At 35.7% G+C, this 22,902-nt stretch carries 17 protein-coding genes; 14 read left to right on the forward strand and 3 right to left on the reverse strand.

Annotation, left to right across the window (positions count from 1 at the left end; all coding sequences use genetic code 11):
- The first annotated feature begins 8 nt into the window (after nt 1-8).
- The 7 genes from HC176_RS06610 (at nt 9) to HC176_RS06640 (ending at nt 7,262) form a co-directional block, all read left to right on the forward strand.
- Nucleotides 9-773, forward strand: a complete 765-nt coding sequence (locus HC176_RS06610) for a formyl transferase (protein ID WP_167917403.1) — start codon at nt 9-11, stop codon at nt 771-773.
- An 18-nt stretch (nt 774-791) separates the two neighbouring features.
- Entirely contained in the window at nt 792-1,862 is a 1,071-nt protein-coding gene (locus HC176_RS06615) for a polysaccharide pyruvyl transferase family protein (protein ID WP_167917404.1), read from the forward strand.
- A 6-nt stretch (nt 1,863-1,868) separates the two neighbouring features.
- Nucleotides 1,869-2,843 carry a glycosyltransferase gene (locus HC176_RS06620; RefSeq protein WP_167917405.1) on the forward strand — a complete coding sequence of 325 codons (975 nt, stop codon included), beginning with the start codon at nt 1,869-1,871 and terminating at the stop codon, nt 2,841-2,843.
- An 87-nt stretch (nt 2,844-2,930) separates the two neighbouring features.
- A complete protein-coding gene (locus HC176_RS06625; RefSeq protein WP_167917406.1) occupies nt 2,931-4,049 on the forward strand; it encodes a glycosyltransferase in 1,119 nt (372 codons plus the stop codon).
- A 99-nt stretch (nt 4,050-4,148) separates the two neighbouring features.
- Nucleotides 4,149-5,177: an EpsG family protein gene (locus tag HC176_RS06630; protein ID WP_167917407.1), complete on the forward strand. Its 1,029-nt coding sequence runs from the start codon at nt 4,149-4,151 to the stop codon at nt 5,175-5,177.
- A gap of 10 nt (nt 5,178-5,187) precedes the next feature.
- Entirely contained in the window at nt 5,188-6,057 is an 870-nt protein-coding gene (locus HC176_RS06635) for a glycosyltransferase family 2 protein (protein WP_167917408.1), read from the forward strand.
- Nucleotides 6,058-6,110: 53 nt separating this feature from the next.
- Nucleotides 6,111-7,262: a glycosyltransferase family 4 protein gene (locus HC176_RS06640; protein ID WP_167917409.1), complete on the forward strand. Its 1,152-nt coding sequence runs from the start codon at nt 6,111-6,113 to the stop codon at nt 7,260-7,262.
- An 80-nt stretch (nt 7,263-7,342) separates the two neighbouring features.
- Here the strand turns inward: HC176_RS06640 and HC176_RS06645 are convergent, their stop codons facing one another.
- The 3 genes from HC176_RS06645 to HC176_RS06655 form a co-directional block, all read right to left on the reverse strand.
- Nucleotides 7,343-9,283: a right-handed parallel beta-helix repeat-containing protein gene (locus tag HC176_RS06645; protein ID WP_167917410.1), complete on the reverse strand. Its 1,941-nt coding sequence runs from the start codon at nt 9,281-9,283 to the stop codon at nt 7,343-7,345.
- 255 nt (nt 9,284-9,538) lie between these two features.
- Nucleotides 9,539-11,233: a right-handed parallel beta-helix repeat-containing protein gene (locus HC176_RS06650; RefSeq protein WP_167917411.1), complete on the reverse strand. Its 1,695-nt coding sequence runs from the start codon at nt 11,231-11,233 to the stop codon at nt 9,539-9,541.
- Nucleotides 11,234-11,286: 53 nt separating this feature from the next.
- Nucleotides 11,287-13,911 carry a T9SS type A sorting domain-containing protein gene (locus tag HC176_RS06655; RefSeq protein WP_167917412.1) on the reverse strand — a complete coding sequence of 875 codons (2,625 nt, stop codon included), beginning with the start codon at nt 13,909-13,911 and terminating at the stop codon, nt 11,287-11,289.
- Nucleotides 13,912-14,346: 435 nt separating this feature from the next.
- Here HC176_RS06655 and HC176_RS06660 point away from each other — a divergent pair, with 435 nt between their 5' ends.
- The 7 genes from HC176_RS06660 (at nt 14,347) to HC176_RS06690 (ending at nt 22,902) form a co-directional block, all read left to right on the forward strand.
- The gene (locus HC176_RS06660; RefSeq protein WP_167917413.1) at nt 14,347-14,970 is read left to right on the forward strand and encodes a sugar transferase; all 624 of its coding nucleotides are present in this window, start codon (nt 14,347-14,349) and stop codon (nt 14,968-14,970) included.
- An 83-nt stretch (nt 14,971-15,053) separates the two neighbouring features.
- Entirely contained in the window at nt 15,054-15,695 is a 642-nt protein-coding gene (locus HC176_RS06665; protein ID WP_167917414.1) for an acetyltransferase, read from the forward strand.
- Nucleotides 15,696-15,700: 5 nt separating this feature from the next.
- Entirely contained in the window at nt 15,701-18,361 is a 2,661-nt protein-coding gene (locus HC176_RS06670) for a peptidoglycan bridge formation glycyltransferase FemA/FemB family protein (RefSeq protein ID WP_167917415.1), read from the forward strand.
- A gap of 3 nt (nt 18,362-18,364) precedes the next feature.
- On the forward strand, nt 18,365-19,615 hold the full coding sequence (locus HC176_RS06675) for a GNAT family N-acetyltransferase (RefSeq protein ID WP_167917416.1): 1,251 nt from the start codon (nt 18,365-18,367) through the stop codon (nt 19,613-19,615).
- Between the two features lie 41 nt (nt 19,616-19,656).
- Complete coding sequence (locus tag HC176_RS06680) at nt 19,657-20,823, forward strand: GNAT family N-acetyltransferase (RefSeq protein WP_167917417.1); 1,167 nt, start codon at nt 19,657-19,659, stop codon at nt 20,821-20,823.
- A gap of 1 nt (nt 20,824) precedes the next feature.
- Complete coding sequence (locus HC176_RS06685) at nt 20,825-21,724, forward strand: GNAT family N-acetyltransferase (protein WP_167917418.1); 900 nt, start codon at nt 20,825-20,827, stop codon at nt 21,722-21,724.
- A gap of 23 nt (nt 21,725-21,747) precedes the next feature.
- Nucleotides 21,748-22,902 (forward strand): GNAT family N-acetyltransferase, encoded by a 1,155-nt coding sequence (locus HC176_RS06690; RefSeq protein ID WP_167917419.1) that lies wholly within the window; start codon nt 21,748-21,750, stop codon nt 22,900-22,902.

Genomic DNA, 22,902 nt, shown 5'->3' on the forward strand with positions numbered 1-22,902 from the left:
ACGCTATTATGTCAAAAGAAATAGTCATGTTGGTGGGAAAAGACCATTCTTCATATGCCATATATAATGCCTTAAAAAGCCAATATAATATTACCCATGTTATTTTGGAAGCTCCGAAAAGTAAAAAGGAATTTATAAAAAGACGGATTAAAAAACTAGGGCTGATAAAGGTAGTAGGACAAGTCCTTTTCGGAAAATTAATCGTTCCTTATTTAAATAAAGAAGGTAAAGCGCGAATTAAGGAAATTATCGAAAAAAACAATCTTAAGTTTGACGACTTTGAAGAGGAAAAGTTAATCCGTGTCTCCTCTGCCAATTCGCAAACGTGTATTGATACACTTCAAAAAATTAACCCGGATATTGTAATTGTTAATGGTACGCGAATCATTTCAAAAAAAGTATTGAATTCTATAACCGGTACATTTATAAACACCCACGCAGGATACACTCCTTTATATCGTGGTATTCACGGTGCCTATTGGTCTAAAATCAATAACGATGGGTATTGTGGGGTCAGTGTTCATTTAGTCGACCCAGGAATTGACACCGGAGGCATTTTGTACCAAGACCTCATTGAAACTAATTCCTCCGATAATTTTGTTACCTACACCTACTTACAATTGGCCAAAGGGATTGAACTGATGAAAAAGGCTGTTGACGATTTGCTCAACAACAACTCGAAAGTGGTTAAAAATCATTTGGATAGCAAATTTTGGACGCATCCTACCATTTGGTTTTATTTAAAACACAGAATCATCAATAAAGTAAAATAATTTATATTAATCGTTTACATGATATCTTCAATTAAAAAATCAATCCCATTAGTTTGGAAGGTGAAATATATCCTGTCTAGGCTTGAGTCTAAACCGATATCGTATTTCGATTTCAAAACGCCAGCAGAAAACAAAAAAAGAATTTTCATCTTTTTAGCTGCCGATTATGGAAACTTGGGCGACGTCGCCATCACCTACGCTCAGCATAAATTTTTAAATCGTTTTTTTCCTGATGCTATAGTCACCGAAATCCCAATAAGCAACACCCTAGAAGGCATTGCTTTTGTTAAAAAAATTATTCAACCCAACGATATCATCACAACTGTTGGCGGAGGTAATACTGGAGATCTTTACGAGTCTATTGAACTTTATAGAAGATTGGTTATTGAACATTTTCCCGGTAACAAAATCATTTCATTTCCACAAACCATTGATTTTAGCGAAACTACTAAAGGTTTAAAAGAACGCAACAAAACGATAAAAACCTATTCAAAGCATAACCATTTAACTCTAGTAGCCCGAGAACAAAAATCATTTGATTATTACAATACTCATTTTCCTAAAAACAAAGTGGTATTGACGCCTGATATTGTTTTATCCCAAAATCAGTCTGTTCCGCAAATACCAAGACATGGGGCCATAGTCTGTCTGAGAGACGACAAAGAAAAAAAATTATCCGTTGAACAAGAAAACAACCTAAAAGCCCTTTTAAAAAAGGAATTTAACCATATTACGATTAGAGACACACATGTTGGCGGTCAAGGGCTTCCTTTAAAAAACAGAGTAAGCAAACTCAAATCCATTTGGGGAGATTTTAAAACCGTAGAGCTTGTTATTACCGACCGCCTACACGGCATGATATTTTGTTATATTACGGGTACTCCTGCCCTAGTCTTTTTAAACAACAACCACAAAATAAAATCCTCTTATTCGTGGATAAAACAGGCTAAGCATATTAGGTTGGTTGAAGATTTATCTGAGAACTCAATTAAAAACGCCATCGCCGAGGTGAAAGGACAACAAACAGAAATTGATTTAGAAACGCTTGTTTCCAAATACCATCCCATAGTCGAAGCCATCAAAAACTAATACGCTATGCGCCCAATTTTATCCATTGTTATACCGGTTTACAACGTTGCAGATTATATTAATAAATGTGTAGAAAGTTGCTACAACCAAAATGTTCCTAAAGACCAATATGAAATCATACTGGTAAATGATGGCTCTACCGACAACAGTTTGGAATTATGTGAAAAATTAAAGGAAAAATATAACGATTTAAAATTAATATCCCAAGAGAACAAGGGTTTAAGCGGTGCTAGAAATACCGGGTTAAAGCATGCTGTTGGTAACTATGTTTGGTTTGTAGATTCGGATGATTGGATTAAAAACAACTGTCTGTCGGATGTTTTTTCTCATCTAAAAGACGACATAGATATTTTGTGGTTAGGGCATGATGTGTGGCTTAATGGGGTATCAACAAAACAATATATCCCCAACGGCATTGACCATCCTGTTTCTGGCGAGGTATTTTTCTCCGAACATTTAAACAACCTCTTCTATATTTGGAAATTTATCTATAAGAGAGATTTTCTGAATAAAAACAAACTGCTATTTTTGGAAGGTTATTTATATGAGGATTTGGAGTTTACCCCTCGTGCCCTTTTGCTTGCCGAAACGTGTACCACTTTGCCAGAAGTTTGTTACCATTACTTGGTTAGGGGCGGTAGTATAGCCAATAATATAAAACCCAGAAATATTGAGCACCGTTTTGATATTTTAAATAGACATGCCAACCTGTTGCAACAACATAACATATCGAACACTTACAAAAAAGCACTATCGGATGTAATACTACACACCATTGAAGGCACGGTAAACATGGCAGCACGAGCTTCACTAAACCTTCCCAAAATAGCATACCAAGTTATTGGTAGGGTTAAAAAAGAAGACATACAAGGTGCTTACAGTTCCTCCACATTGAAAGCTATAAAAGCTTCCCCTAAGCTTTATCATAAATTGTTTAAAACCTTTTACGGTGCCTATAAACTATTACCTATAAACAAATAACCTATGAAATGAGCCATAACAAATCTTGATACCCACCGAGATGTTTAATGGCGAATTACATCTGACCATAAAAAAAAAAATAAACAGATGAAAAGAATATTACAAATAGTAGGAACTATGGATCGCGCTGGAGCCGAGACCATGGTTATGAGTTTATATCGTGCCATAGATAAAACCGAATACCAATTCGATTTTGTGTATTTTACCGAGCGCCCGTGCGACTATGACGATGAAATTTTAGAATTAGGAGGAAAAATTTACCGAATCCCTGAGTCTTTGGCTAGTTCAAGTATAAGGCGCACATTCGAACTTTACAAAATAATCAAAAATAATAAGCCTTTTCATGCCGTCCATTGCCACCAGTTATTTAGTAATGCATTTCATCTTATAGCGGCGTTCTGTGCGGGCAGTAAACAAAGAATTGCCCACTCGCACAACACTAGTGATGTAAATAGTAAAACTTTACATGGTAAATTATACCAAAAATTTTCTAGAAAAATTATTAATTTACTAAGTACTGATTTTATTGCCTGCGGAGACGAGGCCGGTAAGTTTTTGTTTCCAAACCAACAGAACGTTGTTTTTATACCTAATGCCGTTAATGTTCAAAAATTCATTAACGCAAAACCAAATGATACCGCTCAACATTTTTTTAAGATTGAGGGCATTTCAGAAAAAACAATGGTATTATCTCAAATAGGAAGATTAATGCCGGTTAAAAATGTAGAATTTTCTATTAATTTTGCAGAATATTTAAAGCTTAAAAAAATAGATTTTCATATTTGTCTGGTTGGTGCAGGCCGTTTAGAAAATGACCTAAAGCAACTAGTCCAGAGTAAAGGTCTGGAAAAGCAAATTTCTTTTTTAGGCGTTCGATCTGATATTGAAAAGGTTCTAGCGCATAGCGACGCTTTACTTATGCCGTCGTTTCATGAAGGCTTTCCTGTCATTTTAGTGGAATCTCAAACCGCAGGTATCCCCGCTTTAATTTCTAATCGTATTTCAAGCGAGGTTGACTTAAATATGGGGCTTATAGAGTTTTGTGCTTTAGAATCGTCATTTGATGATTGGTATAAAAAGCTTATTGAATTGACATCCAAACCAAAAATGGATGCTAAAGCTAGGCATGATATATTAAAAGATAAAGGATTCGATATTGAAGTCAGTGTAAAGTTATTAGAAAAAATATATCAACAACACCCTTAACCCTTTTATGTTAAACAGGAAATAATAATATAAATGTTTGAGTTTATTCCCATACGCTACTATTATGATATTTATTACCATGTTATGGCTTTAACATGCATGATAACATTTATCCATACCCTGGCATTAAGCCCAAACGATACGAAAATATCTATTTTTAATAGAATCGGTTCCCCATTGTTATTGATTGTACTTCTTCTATACATTGGTTTTAGGCCCATAAACGGCATTTTTATAGACATGACTACCTATGCCCATATTTTCCATAGGTACTTATCGGGAGCCTATGAAATTACAAGCGACCACGGCTTCTCCTATTTTTTATTATTCTGTACAAAGGTGATGACACTCGAAGGCTTCTTTTTTCTTTGTGCATGTATTTATATCATTCCTTTATATGTTGCCAGTAAAAATTGGTTTCCAAACCACTATTTTTTTGCTTTTTTATTATTTATAGTATCGTATTCTTTTTGGACTTACGGTGTCAACGGTATTAGGAACGGCATGGCAACCTCTTTGTATGTATTGGCCATATCATACCATATGAAAAACTTTAAAAAGATGGTGATATTCTTTGTGTTGGCCTACTCCTTCCATACCAGTATGTTACTGCCTATTATGGCTTTTGTTTGCACAAAATATGTTCCGGATACTAAAAAATATTACTTTTTTTACATTTTAGCCATTGCTTTATCCGTAACCATGGGAGGCGTTTGGGAGAACCTATTTGCCCAATTGGGTTTTGCAGACGAACGGTTTTCGGCTTATTTAACAACTGATGCCTCTTCCAGTAAATTTTCATCAACAGGATTTAGATACGACTTCTTGCTGTACAGTGCCGCTCCCATAATTTTATCGGGCTTTTACAAATACAAAAGTGGCTATCAAAGTTTGATATATGATAGATTATTACACACCTATATTGTGGCCAATGCCTTTTGGGTCATGATCATTAGAGCGAATTTCTCCAATCGATTTGCGTACTTATCGTGGTTTTTAATGGCCATTATCGTCATTTATCCCTTATTGGATAAGAATATTTGGAAAAATCAGTTTAAAAAAATAGGCATTATTACATTACTGTATTATGCCTTCACTTACTTAATGTTTTTTAAAACAGCTATTTAAAACAAAACTTATGGCAATAACAATTGGACTCCCTTTCTACAATGCAGAAGATTTTCTGGAAATGGCAATTAAATCAGTGTTCGCCCAAACCTATCAAGATTGGGAATTGATATTGATGGATGATGGCTCAACTGATAACTCTTTAGAAATTGCAAAGTCTATTAACGATCCTCGGGTAAGCGTGTATTCTGATGGTAAAAATAAAAAATTGGCTGCACGTTTAAATGAAATAGTTGGGCTTGCCAAGTACGAGTATCTAGCAAGAATGGATGCAGACGATTTAATGTCTACCAAAAGAATTGAAACCCAACTGAATATTTTAAAAAGCAACCCTGATTTAGATTTGGTGAGTACGGGAACGATATCAATCAGCAATGATCTCACTTATTTGGGCTGCAGGTTTGCAGATATTAGTGAGATAAGTTTTGAAGACCTATTATATAAACGAGCTGCTCCAACGCATGCCAGTATTGTCAGTAAAACCGATTGGTTTAAAAGAAACCAGTATGATGAAACCCTTAAAATTGCACAAGACTACGATTTATGGCTTAGAGCTAGCAAGAAAAATGATTTCAACATTCGGTTTATAAACGACCTGTTGTATTACTATCGAGAGGAAAACAATGCAACATCTAAAAAAGTTTTAGCCGCTTATAAGAATGAGCGCGTGATGTACAAGAAATACGCTGACAAGCAATTTTTACCACTTTGGTTTAAATCACAGTTTAAATCTATGGCTGTTAGAGGCATATCTTTGCTTAACAAAGAAGATATTTTATTAAAACGCCGAAGCTATAAAAGTGCATCTGACAATTATAACGAACAAGTTTATCTAAATGAACTAGATAGGGTAATAAACACCAAACTTCCTATTTCCTAAACTCTTTTTTTATTATAAAAAAGCCAATTCGCTATACAAAATGTGCTTATGTTATGAAAAAGAAATTTTTAATAGTCTCAACCATTTCAACCACCCTCAATTTTTTTGAGGGGCAGGTAAAGTTTTTAAATAATTATTTCGACGTCGAGTTGGTTACTAGCCCCGATGATGTCTTGGATTTTGTGAGCAAACGTGAGGGCGTTAAAGTACACCCTGTAAAAATGATGCGGGACATCTCTCCTATTCAAGACCTAAAAAGTCTTTATAGGTTGGTGATGTTATTTAAGAAAATAAAACCTCATGTGGTTCACGGTAATACTCCAAAGGGTGGACTATTGAGTATGACGGCAGCATGGCTAACGCGGGTACCGGTTAGAATTTATTACATCCATGGATTACGATTTGAAGGGGATGCTGGCTTAAAACGAAAAATATTATTAAGTATTGAGCGCATGTCCTGTTACTTCGCCACAGATATTATTGCCGTAAGTCATGGTGTAAAGAAAAACCTGAAGGAGCAAAATATTACAAGTAAAACACCTTACATCATAGGCAACGGTAGTGCCAATGGCATTAATGGGGAAGTATTTTCTGTGGAAGCCGTTGACCCCGACCAGAATACCAAAAATCAGATAAGGGAAAGTGACATTGTTTTTGGGTATGTGGGGCGATTGGTTAAAGATAAAGGAGTTAATGAGTTAGTAAGAGTATTTAGCCAACTCAATAAAATGTATAAAAACACCAAATTGCTTTTGGTGGGTTGGTACGAACAAGACTTAGACCCTTTGGATAAAGATGTTGAAAACGAAATCAATGAAAATGACAATATCATTGCCGTTGGCGGGCAAAATGATGTTAGGCCATTTTTAAAACTGATGGATATTTTTGTGTTCCCGAGCTACCGTGAAGGTTTTGGCGTTTCGGTCATGGAAGCCGCTGCTATGGATTTACCCATTATATGTTCAAATATTACGGGGTGCAACGAAATCGTCAAACATAATTATAATGGATTATTGGTGGACTCAAAATCTGAATCGAGTTTATTGGAGGCCATGACATACCTCTTGGAAAACCCAAAGCAAACCGATAAACTACGTCAAGTTACCAGAAAGCATATTTTAGAAAAATACAATCAGCAAATGGTGTGGCAAGAAGCAGCTAAAACATATAAAACAATTACCGAAGCAAACTTTGACATTGTTTAAAAAAACTGACAAATAAAGTAATAAAAAAACAAGCCCGAATTTAAATAAATTCGGGCTTGTTTTTGCATGATGTTTAAGTTCTAATTTTTAACAGCGTTATTTGTAAGTAATATATTTTCTGAATCAATAATTTCAAAATCAGTATTACTCACGTTATTTTTAAACTCGATATGTTTGGCCTTGTTCAAATGAATAAAGAAATTGTTCTTATTTTTTGAATTAAATGTACAGCCTTCAAAAACCACTTGTATATCATTCGAACTCATTTCATTGTTGAAACCAATAAAACTTAATGGTCTATTGGTCACATCGATAAAGTCGTTAACCATCGTTAAATCATAACTATTTTGCGAATTGTTAAAACATTTATATCCAAAGCTAGCTGGAAGATCGCTCTTAATGGTATTACCTTGAAAACTTAATTGGTTAGCATTACCTTTTAATTGGATTCCAACTTGACAATCGGTAATAGTATTATTATTCACACTAACGTTTTTACCAGCCACAGTTATTCCGTTTTTATACCCCTTAATGGTATTTCCATATATTTGGTAATTGTAGTTGAATTCTCTATTATTTCTTACAAAAGATCTTATATTAATTCCAAAAGTGATTTCTGGGTCACGAGACTCAAACGTATTATTTCTTATTACAACATCATTAGCAGCAAAATTAGCCACCCATTTATCAAAATAATTATTTTCAATAATAACGTTTTGTACCGTATAAATATCAATGTCTCCTGCCGCATTCCCCCTAAAAGAACAATTTCTAATAACAACATCATCAATCTTATTGATTTCATTCATAGAGCCATCATCATTGATATAGCGTAAGGCCTCTAAATCAATACCATATCGAGGTGCCGTGCCTGCACTACTAAATATTTTATTCCCGCTAGCATCATAGGCTTGGGATCCTTTTCCGGTGTCGTTAATTTCGCAATTTTCAATGAGAACACCTTTGGCATCCACAACGGCTATGTTATTTCTTCTACACTCAGTAACTAGACAATTTTTTATAACAACATTTTCACTTGTGCGTGTACCAGCAAATAACTCTCCATTACTGTCTCTTATCGTTTCAGAATGGATTTGAATGCCTTCGCCAATAGCCTGAGAAACAAAAACATTATCTATTATCGTATTATGGGCTCCGATTACCCATATTACATGCCCATAGCCATGTTCATCACGGTTTGCACCAACAATATCATTAATAGGCGAATAATCATGTTCCCAACGATCTCCAATAAGATTACCTCCCGATATCTTAGCATTATCAGTAACCATGGTGGTAATTAATGCATAGGCAGGAAAATGTGTGGGTTGAACCCTTAAAAAAGTGTCATCATTCATTTTGAAATGAAAATTGGAAGGCACTCTTATGGAGCGTTTATAACTATATTCCCTATTAACTTTATTTGCTTCCACATTAAAATAAGCATCGATTTTTGTCAGTTCAAACACGTGACCTTCCAAGCGATCCACCAATGCTATCGCTTGGTTGATGTTTTCTCTATTCTGTAAAGAAATTTCTTTAGTGGTCTTTCCTTCAACAATATCCCATTTTGAAGACACTAAAGTGTAAGTATCCGTACTTAAAACCACATCTCCTTTAAGCTCAATAGAGATATCGAGAAGTTCACTATCAATGGTGCCGCCACTAAACACAAGTGTTCCATTTTTTATCTCGCCGCCTTCATATTTTACTGCTATATTAGGAGGTAAATTTATAGTCTTGCCTTCAAGATCCATAAAGCAATTTATAGAGACTATATTGTCTGTTAAATCATTAACCAACGCTTCCAAACTCAAATCGCAAGGCTGAGTCGGATCTATTTCTTCTTCTTGTTGTTCATCCGAATCTTCATTGGCTTCTTCCGTCTCTTCAGTTTTCTCAGTTTCTTCAATAATTTCCGCCTGAGCAAGGTCTTCAACAAATAATTCTTCTTTGTTACACGATAGTGATAAAAATAACAATAATACTATCATTACATAAAAATTTGTAGGTAATTTCATTTTAAGTAGGTTTTAGGGAGGGGTAATAAATTATTGAGGCAATATTAAAGATAAAATCCCATAAAAAAAGATTTTTTATGGGATTTTCGACAAAAAAGTTCGATTATAGTATTTATTTTATCGGTAAAGTGTATTTTTAGAAAGAAAAGGACTTCTAAAATTCATTATTTAATAAAAATTTATCTATTTAATTATTACAAATATTTTAATCCAACTTCGCACTCAAAGTAACGGACCGAATTAAAACGGTATAAGTTAGAAAAATTCAAGTAAATTATTAAGTGTTAAAATGTTTTGAGAATCTACTATTTCAAGCTTTACGTTACCTTTGTTTCGTTCAAAACCAATATTTTTACAATTATTAAGGTAAACATTAAAATTCCTATAATTAATGGAATTAAATGTACAATCTTTAAATGTCATTTGAATATTAGAAGATGTACTTTCATTGTTAAACCCAATAAAACTTACAGGCCTATTAGTTACGTTAACATAATCTTGAGAAAAAACAATATTATCTGTTCCCTGACTGTAATTAAAACATTTGTATCCATAACTTGCCGGCAAACTACTTTCTATTCTGTTGCCTCTAAAACTACTATTTGAAAAGTTTCCTTTAAAATAAATTCCTATCTCACAATCTACAATTGTGTTTTTATTAATTTCTTGATTTGTACCCGCAACATTTATACCATTTTTGTAATACCCTCCTGTGCTGCTTCCACTAATTGTATTACCCTCTATGCGATATGAATGGTTCAGCTCTTCACCAGTAAAACTATCTTTAAAACTATTGATACTAATGGCGAAAGACATTTTAGTTGACCTTGCGACAAATTTATTATTTAAAATCTGAATATTATTTGCCGCATAGCTAGACACTCTACTATCAAACTGATTGTTAATGATTTTAACGTTGACCGGTGTATGAAGAGCGATGTCCCCGGTATAATTTCCCGTAAAGACACTGTTGGAAATTGTCACATTTTCAATTCGTGCAGTTTCCTCTAGTTCATTGTCACTATTTCTATGTCTAATAGCTTCTAAGTCTATACCATACCTAGGGTTAGTGCCACTGTCGCTGTAAATAAATTTTCCATTTTCATCAAAAACTGCAGACCCTTTGGCTGCATCCAATATCTTACAATTGTCAATGGTGATATTAGTACCATCTAAAATACTAATGTTGTTTCTACGGCATTCAGAAATAGTTGAATTAATTATTTTTACGTTTAAAGACTCTCTATTCCAACTACCAACACTACCGTCTGTTGCTCTCAATGATTTAGCATGGATGGCTATACCATCACCAGTGGCTCTTGAAACATCAACTCCATCTATAGTTATATTATGTGTTCCAATGATATAGAGTAAAAAACCCCATCCATGCTCATTTCTGGTCACTCCGTCTGCATCCACTGTAGGTACGTAATCATGCCCATTATAACGATCACCTACTAAATGACCGCCCGATATGGTTACATTATCTGCTAAGTACGTTGACATTAAAGTATATAATGGAGAGCTGTTGGGTTGTACTCGTAAATATGTATCTTCCCCCATAACTAAATTAAAATTTGAAGGGATCTGTATTGAAGCATTATGGTTTTTTATTTTATTAATGCTAGGGGCGTCCACTTTAAAATAAGCATCCATAGCGCCTATTTCCATGGTAAAAACCCCCATATCTACCAATTTTGCCATGATGCCATTAAGAATGGCTTTATTTTTTAAAGCCACTTCGTCAGAAATGCGACCTTGTACAATACCCCAACGTTCTGGGTCAAAAATAAAAACAGGGTCTTTTGTAGCGGCGTCTTCATTAACGTATTTTTCAATTTCCTCAGTAAAGATTATTGGGTCTTGAACAAGCAATTCCTCATGGGCAAAAGCTTGAATGTGGATGAGTGAGAGTACTGCAATAAGGCAGCATTTAATGATGTTTTTCATCTTACAATTTTATTTAATTTTATTTCGGTTATTTATCAAACAAATAAGCCTTGTTATTTTTTAACTATTATTCTCTTGGTCGATGTGCCTATATTGGTTTCTATTTCAACATAATAAACACCATTATTTAAAGGCTTTACGTCTATTGTTTCTCCTGCGTTCTTGGAAAAAATAAGTTGACCATACACCGAATACACATTAATGTGTTTTAATGCCACACCATGGTTCAGTTTAATATTTAAGATGTCATTTACGGGGTTTGGGTATAATTTAAAACTAGCATCATCTAAGGTCTGCGCCCCTAAAACCATATTGTCCGCTGCGATTTCCTTTTCTGACTTGGAAGTTGAGCGTGCCGACACCGAACAATTTGTGCTGTAGGACGCCGTGGCGTCCTTCTTCGGCCAGTTCGCGTTGCTGTAGGACACGTTGTCCACCTCGATACAGGTCAGCTCTGGGTTGCCGGACACCACAAAATAGGTAAAGTCTTCATTGTTTCCGTTGGCCACATTCAACCATGTAAAAGCGTTGCCACCTGCCGATAAAACCTTAAGCGCCGGGTTGCCGCTCAAATCAAGACCGATAAGAGAATTCCTGAAACACGACAACAACCAAAGCGATCGGTTATTGCTCAAATCCAAACTGACAAGCTTGTTATCGTAGCAGTTCAGCATCCCTAACGACACTAGCGAGCTAACATCTAAGGTTGTCAGGTTGTTCGAACCACAGGACAGCTCGGTAAGCGACACAAAGGCCTCTATCCCCGTCAGGTCCGAGATGCCCTTGCCCGTTACGTTGAGCTTCTCCACCTCCTTAATGGTATCGGTGGCCACGTAATCGTCAAGCTTATCGTCAAGCCCAAGGTCGATAAGCGCCTGCTCGAAGTTGTTGTCCGGCACATAGGTTAAATCAGCATCTGGTATGGTGCCGCCGTCGCAGTCCGCACTATAGGAGGCCGTGGCGTCCTTCTTCGGCCAGTTCGCGTTGCTGTAGGACACGTTGTCCACCTCGATACAGGTCAGCTCTGGGTTGCCCGATACCACAAAATAAGTAAAGTTTGAATTGTTGCCATTGGCCACATTCAGCCATGTAAAAGCGTTGCCCCCTGCCGATAAAACCTTGAGCGCCGGGTTGCCGCTCAAATCAAGACCGATAAGAGAATTCCTGAAACACGACAACAACCAAAGCGATCGGTTATTGCTCAAATCCAAACTGACAAGCTTGTTATCGTAGCAGTTCAGCATCCCTAACGACACTAGCGAGCTAACATCTAAGGTTGTCAGGTTGTTCGAACCACAGGACAGCTCGGTAAGCGACACAAAGGCCTCTATCCCCGTCAGGTCCGAGATGCCCTTGCCCGTTACGTTGAGCTTCTCCACCTCCTTAATGGTATCGGTGGCCACATAATCGTCAAGCTTATCGTCAAGACCAAGGTCAATCAGGGCTTGCTCGAAGTTGTTGTCCGGCACATAGGTTAAATCAGCATCTGGTATGGTGCCGCCGTCGCAGTCCGCACTATAGGAGGCCGTGGCGTCCTTCTTCGGCCAGTTCGCGTTGCTGTAGGACACGTTGTCCACCTCGATACAGGTCAGGTCCGGGTTGCCCGATACCACAAAATAGGTGAAGTTTGAATTGTTGCCATTGGCCACATTCAGCCATGTAAAAGCGTTGCCCCCTGCCGATAAAACCTTAAGCGCCGGGTTGCCGCTCAAATCAAGACCGATAAGAGAATTCCTGAAACACGACAACAACCAAAGCGATCGGTTATTGCTCAAATCCAAACTGACAAGCTTGTTATCGTAGCAGTTCAGCATCCCTAACGACACTAGCGAGCTAACATCTAAGGTTGTCAGGTTGTTCGAACCACAGGACAGCTCGGTAAGCGAAACAAAGGCCTCTATCCCTGTCATGTCCGAAATGCCCTTGCCCGTTACGTTGAGCTTCTCCACGTCTTTAATGGCATCGGTGGCCACGTAATCGTCAAGCTTATCGTCAAGGCCAAGGTCAATCAGGGCTTGCTCGAAGTTGTTGTCCGGCACATAGGTTAAATCAGCATCTGGTATGGTGCCGCCGTCGCAGTCCGCACTATAGGAGGCCGTGGCGTCCTTCTTCGGCCAGTTCGCGTTGCTGTAGGATACGTTGTCCACCTCGATACAGCTCAGATCAGGGTTGTTGTCTGCTCCGAAAATAGTCATCAATGTGTTGTTGCCATTACGTACATCTAGCCCCGTTAGCGCGTTAAAGTCACAATATAAACCAGTTAATAAGTTACTATTGGCAAGATGTAAAACGGATAAGTTATTAAACCCACAATCTAAGTAGTTTAAATTCTTGTTCTGTTCTACATCTAAGCTACTTAATTTGTTGAAAGCACATCGCAATGCCTCCAACCCCGTAATTGAAGTGACATTAAGGGTTTGAATATTATTAAAATTGCAATTCAGACTTTTTAACCCAATAAAGGCTTCAATACCCGTTAGGCTTGAAATGTCTTTGGAACTCACATCTAGATGTGTAATATTTTGAATAGTACTTGTAGATACGTAGTCATCCAACCTATTATCATAACCTAATTCTATTAAGGCCTGTTCAAAATGATCATCAGGGACATAGGTTTGTTGAGAGAGTAGTGTGCAACTGAAGAGCAGTGCCATTAAAAGAAAATAAGTCTTTTTCATGTTTTCAATTTTTTGTTTTTTATGGTTTAATTAATTAATTAATGCCCTTATATACGACGAAGAGCAAAATCTGGACGTCGAACAGAAAAAATATTTTTCAAAGCGCAAAAATAGAATATTAACCAAATTCACAATAAATTTGTTAATAACTTATAGTAAATCAATATGTTAAAATTTGTTTTAGACAAAAAAACTTACAGCCAAAGTTGTAATGGACTTACACTATCAACTATCATAATTTCATTTTTAGAATTTAATTCGTTTTTCAACCATTTTTATTAAGACAAAATCCCCCTCAACGAAAAAACCATAAATGTTAACGGAATTATAAAAACAAAGCCTCTTTTTGTTTTAGATAATTATATATTTGACTGGTTTTATTGAGTTTCCCTCTTCTCACATAGATCAAAAATTGTAGAACCTACTTAAATTGTAATGAGTTACAAAACAACAACCAAACCTTTACTGGATTTTTTCGCAGCATGTTTTGCGCTAATATTACTTTCGCCAATTATTGTTATCACAACCATCTTATTGTTTATAGTTAATGATGGCAAACCGTTTTTCTTCCAAAAAAGACCAGGAAAGAACGAGCGGATTTTTAATATTATCAAGTTCAAGACCATGAACGATAAAAAAGATGCTAACGGGAATTTATTGTCCGATTCCGAAAGACTAACCCGTGTTGGGCTTATAGTTAGAAAGGCATCCATTGATGAAATCCCTCAATTATTCAATGTACTAAAGGGCGACATGTCTATAATCGGTCCAAGACCTCTACTGCCAAGATACCTGCCTTATTACACTAAAGAAGAACGGCTAAGACATGACGTAAGGCCAGGTATTACTGGACTCGCACAAGTAAACGGAAGGAATTTTTTAGATTGGGAACCCCGTTTAAAATTAGACGTTGAATACGTAAGAACAGTTTCCTTAAAAACAGATTTAAAAATCTTAGTTAAAACCATATATAAAGTCTTGGCTTCAAAAGACATTGCAACCGATGCCACAAAAGCCCAGCCCTATTTGGATGAGCTGAGAAAAAACAGTACGCTATAAATTTTTAGACAACAAACATTCAGGAGCAAAACTCTTATATTGTTTTTACTTTCTTAATATTACCACAACAAACTTTTATAATAATGAGCCCAAAATCAGAAAACAAAAACGTTCGTATTTATGGAGCAGGCGGTCATTCTCAAGTTATCAGGGAAGTACTTGAGCAAAATGGCTACACGGTTACAGGTATTTTCGACGACAAGCCCACCCAAACCCATAGAGCATCTAAAAATGTAACTATGGGATTAAGGGAAAATATTGAAAAATTCCCTCATAACGGCGACCCCGTAATCATTGCCATTGGTAAAAATTCCGAACGGGCTGAAATAGCTAATTTTTTAAAATCAAAATTTGAAAAAACGATTCACCATTCAGCAATTATTTCACCCACATCAAAGGTTGGTGAAGGCACAGTGGTTTTCGCCGGAGCTATCATCCAGCCCAATACAGTAATAGGTAAACATGTTATTATCAATACCGGTGCTAGTGTTGACCACGACAATGTTATTGGAGATTACGCCCATGTTTCCCCAAAAGCAGCGCTTTGCGGACACGTTGAGGTTGGCGAAGGTTCCCATGTTGGTGTGGGCGCCGTCGTAATCCCAAAAATTAAGATAGGTAAATGGTGTACTATTGGTGCGGGTTCAGTTATCATTGCCGATGTACCTGATTACGCAACGGTTGTTGGTAATCCAGGTAAAATCATCAAAACAGTAAAACCTTAGTTATTTTGAAAAATCTTATTAAAATATCCGATATAGCATTTATTGGCTCTGGGATTTCAACATCCTTTTCACTGCTTAATTTTCTGAATTTATTAGAGAAGAATACAACCATTAAAAAGAAGATTGATATTACAATCATAGAAAAGTATTCAGAGTTTAATACCGGTATTCCCTACGGAAAGAGGTCAGGCTTCTCTACCCTATTAATAACTTCATTAAGAAACTTTTTGCCAGAGCCCGAGTTAAGCCTTTTTATCGATTGGCTTAATATTAACAAAAACTGGCTGCTTGAAGAAATGAAAGCGGAAGGAGGCACTTTAACCGAAAAATGGATTATTGACCATGCTGAAGCTATAGAAAATGGTGAATGGGAAGAACTCTTTATTCCGCGTCGTTTTTTTGGGTGCTACATCAATGAAAAAATAAAAAACAAGGTTGCCCATTTAAAGCACAAGGCCGATGTCAACTTTCTTCAAGGTACTGCGATAGATTTGGTTCAAAAAAATGATGTTTACAACATCAGTTTAAAAAGTGGCGAGTATGTACTTTCGAAAAAAGTGGTGCTATCGGTAGGCTCTTTACCAACGCGCAAACTTTACAAAGACCAAAATATTGTAAAACGAGAGGGGTTAATGCTGGTTAACACGCCTTACAACCCTAGCGTTAACAAAAATCTGAAAAAAATAAATGCGTTTTTAAGAAAAAGGCCTAAAGACGAAATAACCAATGTGTTGATTGTAGGTGCTAATGCCAGTGCCCTTGAAATGTTATACAAACTAAATGACAATGCCGAAAACAAATCGCGCCCCATCAACTATGTTTTCCTATCCACTTTAGGTCGGGCTCCCGATGCTTATATAGATTATGAGCGCAAAGAAACCTTTAAACCTATCAATTTACTAAGCCTAGAAAACGAAAAAGAACTTACAGCAAAAACTATTGCCGACGCAGCATTTAAGGATATCGATCTATCGGATGCCATTCAGTTAGGTGCCGCTTCAACAGTTGAAAAAATATCTGCTGCATTTGGTAACCTGCTCAGTAAATTAAGCGAAGAGGAGCTAGCTAATTTCGCCTGCAACTATGGTAATCAAATTGGTCAAAAACAGCGCTGCGCAGGCGTACATTATTCCGATACCATTAAATGGTTAAAGAGCCTGAACCGTTTTGAACATATTGCAGGAAGATTTATTGATTTAATAAAAATTAAAAACAAGCCAGAATACCAACTTCAATTTTTAAACACACACACGCAAGAAGAAGAAATTCATCATAAGAACTTTCACCTTGTTATTAATTGTATTGGAGGCAAAACCCTTAACAGCAAAAAGCTTTCACCACTAATTAAAAATGTACTTGAAAAAGAATACGGTGTACCCAATGCCTCGAACATAGGCTTTAAAGTCAACAAAAACCTTGAAACGCTAAAGGACCTTCATGTTATGGGTCCTCTTTTGGCCGGGAACGTTATCAATAATGCACCTGTTTGGCACGTAGAGCATTGTGGCAGAATTATCTGGATATCTAAACTATTGTCTGAAATTTTACATAACAACTTATCCAGTAAAGCAGAATACGTTGATCCAAAAAATGAAGACATCTCGTTTTTAGACAAAGAGACCAGTGAACTTGAAGTGATTACCGATAAAAAGAACTGGGATGCTTGCGTAAAACAATCCAATAATTACGATTTTTACCATACTTATGGTTATCATAACATAGCTAAATACAGCAATGAGCAGCCGATATTGTTAAAATATACCACTAAAGATTTTATAATCGCACTACCTCTATTGATTAGGACTATTAACGGCTGTGATGAATATAAAGATGCCACATCGGCTTATGGCTATGTTGGCCCTATTGTTACCGGAAACATTCCTTCTGATTTTGACAATTCGGAGTTTGTAGAAAAAATAACCGGCTACTTTAAAAGCAACAATATCATTTCTGTTTTTGGAAGGCTTAACCCTTATATCGATTTCCAAAAAGATATCCTGAAAGGTTTTGGAAAAACCATTCTACAAGGTAAAGTGGTCAATATAGATTTAAACCAAAACCCCGATGTACTAAGAGCGAATTATAGAAGCCGATTAAAAACCCACCTCAATAAAGCTAGAAAACACTGCGTTATCAAAACAGGAGACTCTAAGGCATGTGTCGACAAATTTATAGAACTATATTATGAAAACATGGATCGTGTTAACGCAAAAAAATCTTACTATTTTAGCAAAGAATATTTCCATAAACTTGCTGAAAACGACAGTTTTAAAACTACGATTGTTTCTGCCATTCATAATGAAACCAATGAGGTTATTGCATCCAGTATGTTTATATCGGTAGGATCGATAGTACACTACCACCTATCTGGATCAAAAACAAAGTATCTGGATTTAATGCCAACAAAATTGCTAATAGACGAAATGCGCCTTAAGGCTGCCAACGAAGGTTTTACTTTTTTTAATTTAGGAGGCGGATTGGGCGGTCGAGACGACGACTCGCTATTTGATTTCAAATCGTCCTTCTCAAAAGATTTTAAAGATTTTTATCTTTGGAAACTAGTTATAGACCAAGAAGCGTGCGACCAATTGACAAAAGAAAAAGGGATTGTTCAAGAAACCGATTTTTTCCCATCGTACCGATCGTTAGACGAAATAAAGTACTAATTCGTGATAATTAACAATCCGTTTACATCGAAAACATTTACTAAACTATGGTCTGCTAACTTTATAAAAAATCAGCAGACCTATAATTTCGATTTCATAAAGGGGGTTTCTTTTTTTAAGCCTTGTAAAAATATACCTTTACATACCAATTTAGGGCAACATTTAACCAAAGGGATTTCTTACCAAACCCACTTAAATACGGATTGGAGCCCAGGGAAAAAGAAAGCCTTTCTTATTTATGATGTTCCTGAATATTGTGAATTACAAAACGAAGTCCCCAAAAGTTTCAAACTTAAAAAAATAAGGCAATACACGGGATTTATTACCCAACTGGATAATTATAAAAACTTTGAGGATTATTTTCAAAAAACCTTCAGTAAAAAAAGTAGGTACAAATTTAAAAGCTACCAGCGTAATCTAGAAAATTGCTTTGATGTAAAGTATGTTCACTATTTAGGAGGCATCTCAAAACAGGATTATAATTTGATTTTTGATGCGTTTTACGACATGTTAAAAAAACGTTTTGATGACAAATCGGAAGCCAATAACAATCTCGAAGAACAGGAATGGAACTTTTACTACAATTCCGTTTACGAGTTAATTTTAGAAAAAAAAGCGTCGTTATTTGTTATTTATCAAGCTGAAAAGCCCATAGCTGTTTCACTGAATTACTTATCCAGTGATATCTTATTTTTTGCTATGACGTCTTTTGATATTGATTACTACAAGTTTAATCTAGGTAAAATCCATTTAATGGAACTTTTTAAATGGTGTTTTGAAAACAATATAAAAACCTTCGATTTTTCAAAAGGCTATTACGACTACAAAGAGCGCTGGGGCGATAAGCAATATCAATTTTATTACCATATTATTTACGATGCCAAATCGGCCCCTTCTATTTTACTGGCTAATGGTCTGTCGTTATTTTTAAGATTCAAGCAATATGTTAGGGACAAAAACCTCACCCAAACCATCAACAAATTTAAACACTATTTGACTCCAAACACCACAAAACAAATAGAAGCTGAAATAAAGCAAGTTGAATTTAATTTTGAAGAAACCCCGACAGAAAACTTAGAAAATATTCCTTTTAACGAGAATGTGAGTTTTTTAAACAAAAGTATTTACGATTTTCTATATTTAAACAACGAACACATTAGTAATTTTACATTGTATAAGATTAAAAACAGCCCCAAAACCATTTTTGTTTTTAAAGGTAAAAATGCTGCGCAAGCATACGAACTTGTATCATAACTAAGTTCTTTCACTATTGAAATAATCAGTCAACATTATTTATGTTAACCAACCTACGCATTAAAAATAATTTTTATTCGGATTTATTTGAAAAGGAAAAAGTTTCAAAGGCCATTAATCGTTTGGAGCTAAAAATTGATGGTTCGTTTATTTACCAATCAAATGAAAGCGAGATTGCAGATTCAAATATCCACACCCCAATACTGGTTCCCGATTATTTAAACGTCACTTTAACCCCGCATCTAACCGCACGAAACGTTTATCATAAAAAAGGGTATGGCGTTAACGTTAAGTCCATTTCGGATATTGACAGTTATTTAAAAGAAAACGCCGGAACCAACTTTAAAAAGAACACATTAAGAACATTAAAAAGGCTGGAGAACTGTTTCAATATAAAATATGAAATGTTTTTCGGCAACATTGAAAAACCTACTTACAACAATTTAATGGACACCCTTTTAAGCATGATACAGAATCGGTTTCAGGAACGAAAGGGTCGAAATCGTGTGATTGAGGATTGGGAGTACTATAAAAGCATTTGCTATGATTTAATAAATAGCAAAAGTGGCTCAATTTTTGTGATTTACAGCGGTGAAGAACCCATCGAAATTTCATTAAATTTCCATCAAGATACCATCATGTATAGCGCCATTTCGTCGTACAATTTGGATTATCACAAATTCAGTTTGGGCAATGTTGAAATATACAGGCAATTAGAGTGGTGTTTGAAAAACAACATCTCCTTTTTCGATATGGGCTATGGCAATTTCGATTACAAAATAAAATGGAGCAACTTAGCTTATAATTTCAACACGCTAGTTATTTCTAAAAACGATAATTTCATTGTAAGGCTTTACACGCTTTATTTAAAAAACAAATACCGTTTTATTAATTATTTAATTGAAAAAGAAGTTATGGATACGGTTAGAAATCTACTTTCTACATTTAAGCCACAGAAAAAGCAAAAGGCTAAGCTAGCCGCATATAAATTTGAAGATTGCAATACGCCAATAAACGAAGAATTAACTCCTATAAAAATAAGTGATACCGAATATGCTTTTTTGCAAAAACCGCTCAACGAATTTTTATATGCCTCGACACAACACATTAGTAAGGTTAAAATATTCTACGTAGTGAACACTGAAAAGACATTTGTTTTCCAGGGACCAAAAAAAAGCGCTAAACTCATCTTTAAAAAAGACAACTAACATGGTCATAAAAAGAAACCTATTTTTATGGGATTTTTATAAATGCAGTAAAGGCATTATTCCTGGTTGTTTAAAATCGGTGAGCTACCAACAATCGGAATTTAAAAACCCCAATGTTTTAAACAAAGACCAATTGCCCAAAGTGTGCTACATGAGCCTCTTCCCTAACTTTCTTAAGGCCGAATTGGTTGATGAAGACAATTATGAGGTGAAAAAAATAGAGCATTATGGTTTTTCAGGTGCTGCGATGTTGGTTTCCGATTCCAATTCAACCGACGATTATCTTAAAAAGTTCACCAAACGACAACTGCGCGTTAACTTAAAGCGCGCCATGAAAAAGCTTGAAGATGCACATGCCGTTAAATACGAGTATCATTTTGGAGATATAAGTGATGAAACATGCCAAAATCTTCTAAACGCCCTTAAAAATATGATTTTAGGGCGTTTTGACGGTCGGGTTGAAGACCATGTGTTTTTGATGGAGTGGGATAAAAACACAGAAAACTTAGCCGAATCGATAAGAGATAAAAAATCCTCTTTATTTGTGGTTTATGCGGATGATAAACCCATTAGCATTTCGGTAAACCGACACATTAACAATACGATATTGTTTAGCGAAACCCATTCATTTGATGCAGATTACACAAACTACAGCTTGGGGCATATCGATAACTACATGTTATTAAATTGGGCCATTGAAAACCAATACCCTTATATCGATTTAGGTATCGGGGTTTTCGACTATAAAAGCAAATGGTGCAACTCTATTTACGATATTGAATACTTGATTTTTTACAAAAAGAAATCTGTACTGGCATATACCATTGCCCAATTTGAAGCAGGAAAAATCAATTTAAAGAATACGGTCAAAGCTCTAAAAGATCGTATTAAAAAAAAATAAAAAGCTATTTTAAATAACGCGCTATGCCGATTTTAAAAAAACAGGATTTTTACAACACATTTTACCAAAAGGATCAAATTCCCGATTGCTACGAATCGATTTCTTTTGGTAGCCAACAAGACATTTTTAAGCAGAGCGTAAAAAAAACGCAAAACAAGGCTTATGCCATCACTTTGTTTCCTAAATACTTTGATTATAAGTTATCAGTCAAACACCTTAAAATCAACAAAATAGAGCAAACCAATTTAGATGGGTTTGCCATAAACCTTGAAGGCTGTGAAACTGCAGACCAGTACCTTCAAAAGAACATAAAGTCGAAAACCCGTTCACCCATATTAAGGCGAATAAAACGGTTTGAATCCTGCTTTGATGTAGAATACGAACTATTTTTCGGAGCCATTGAAAAAGAGATTTACCAGCAGGCCATGAGTACCCTAAAAAGCATGTTGGAACTCCGTTTTTCACAAAAGGACGACAGCACCGAAATTCTAGAAAAATGGCATGAATACCAACAATCTACCTACAACAAAATCTTAAACAAAGAAGCTTCGTTATTTATCACTTACGCATCTGGCCAAATGGTAGCCATATCCATCAACTACCACATCAATAAAGTATTTATCGGGCATATTTTCTGCTATGATATCACTTACTCTAAATTTAGTTTGGGCAACATGATGGTTTATAAACTTTTGGAGTGGTGCTGTGAAAACGATTATTTAATAATGGATATGGGCAATGGCGATCTTGAGTATAAGCAAATTTGGTGCAACAATAAGTATCATTACGATTATCATTTTATTCACCACAAAAATTCATTAGCTGCCATTTTCGCAACAAGCGTTCAAATGGGAATTATTAAATTGAAAAACCTACTGAAAACCTTAAAAATAGACGAGGCTTATAAAAAACTAAGACAAGGCAAAAGCACAACAAGTCATCCATTCGAACTGTTTCCTAGATATAAAGTGGAACACATGGATGCAAATAATGATAAAAGCGGTTTACCTTCACCCATCACTTTAAACCATCCAAACTTTGATTTTCTAAAAAAACCAGTTAACGATTTTTTATATTTGAACAAGGAGCATTATAGCCAATTGAAAATATTTCAAATAGATTCAAAAAACTTCCTTTTAATGGGACAACAAAATGCTGAAAAAATCATATTGGAATAA

This window comes from Tamlana crocina (genome assembly GCF_012037625.1).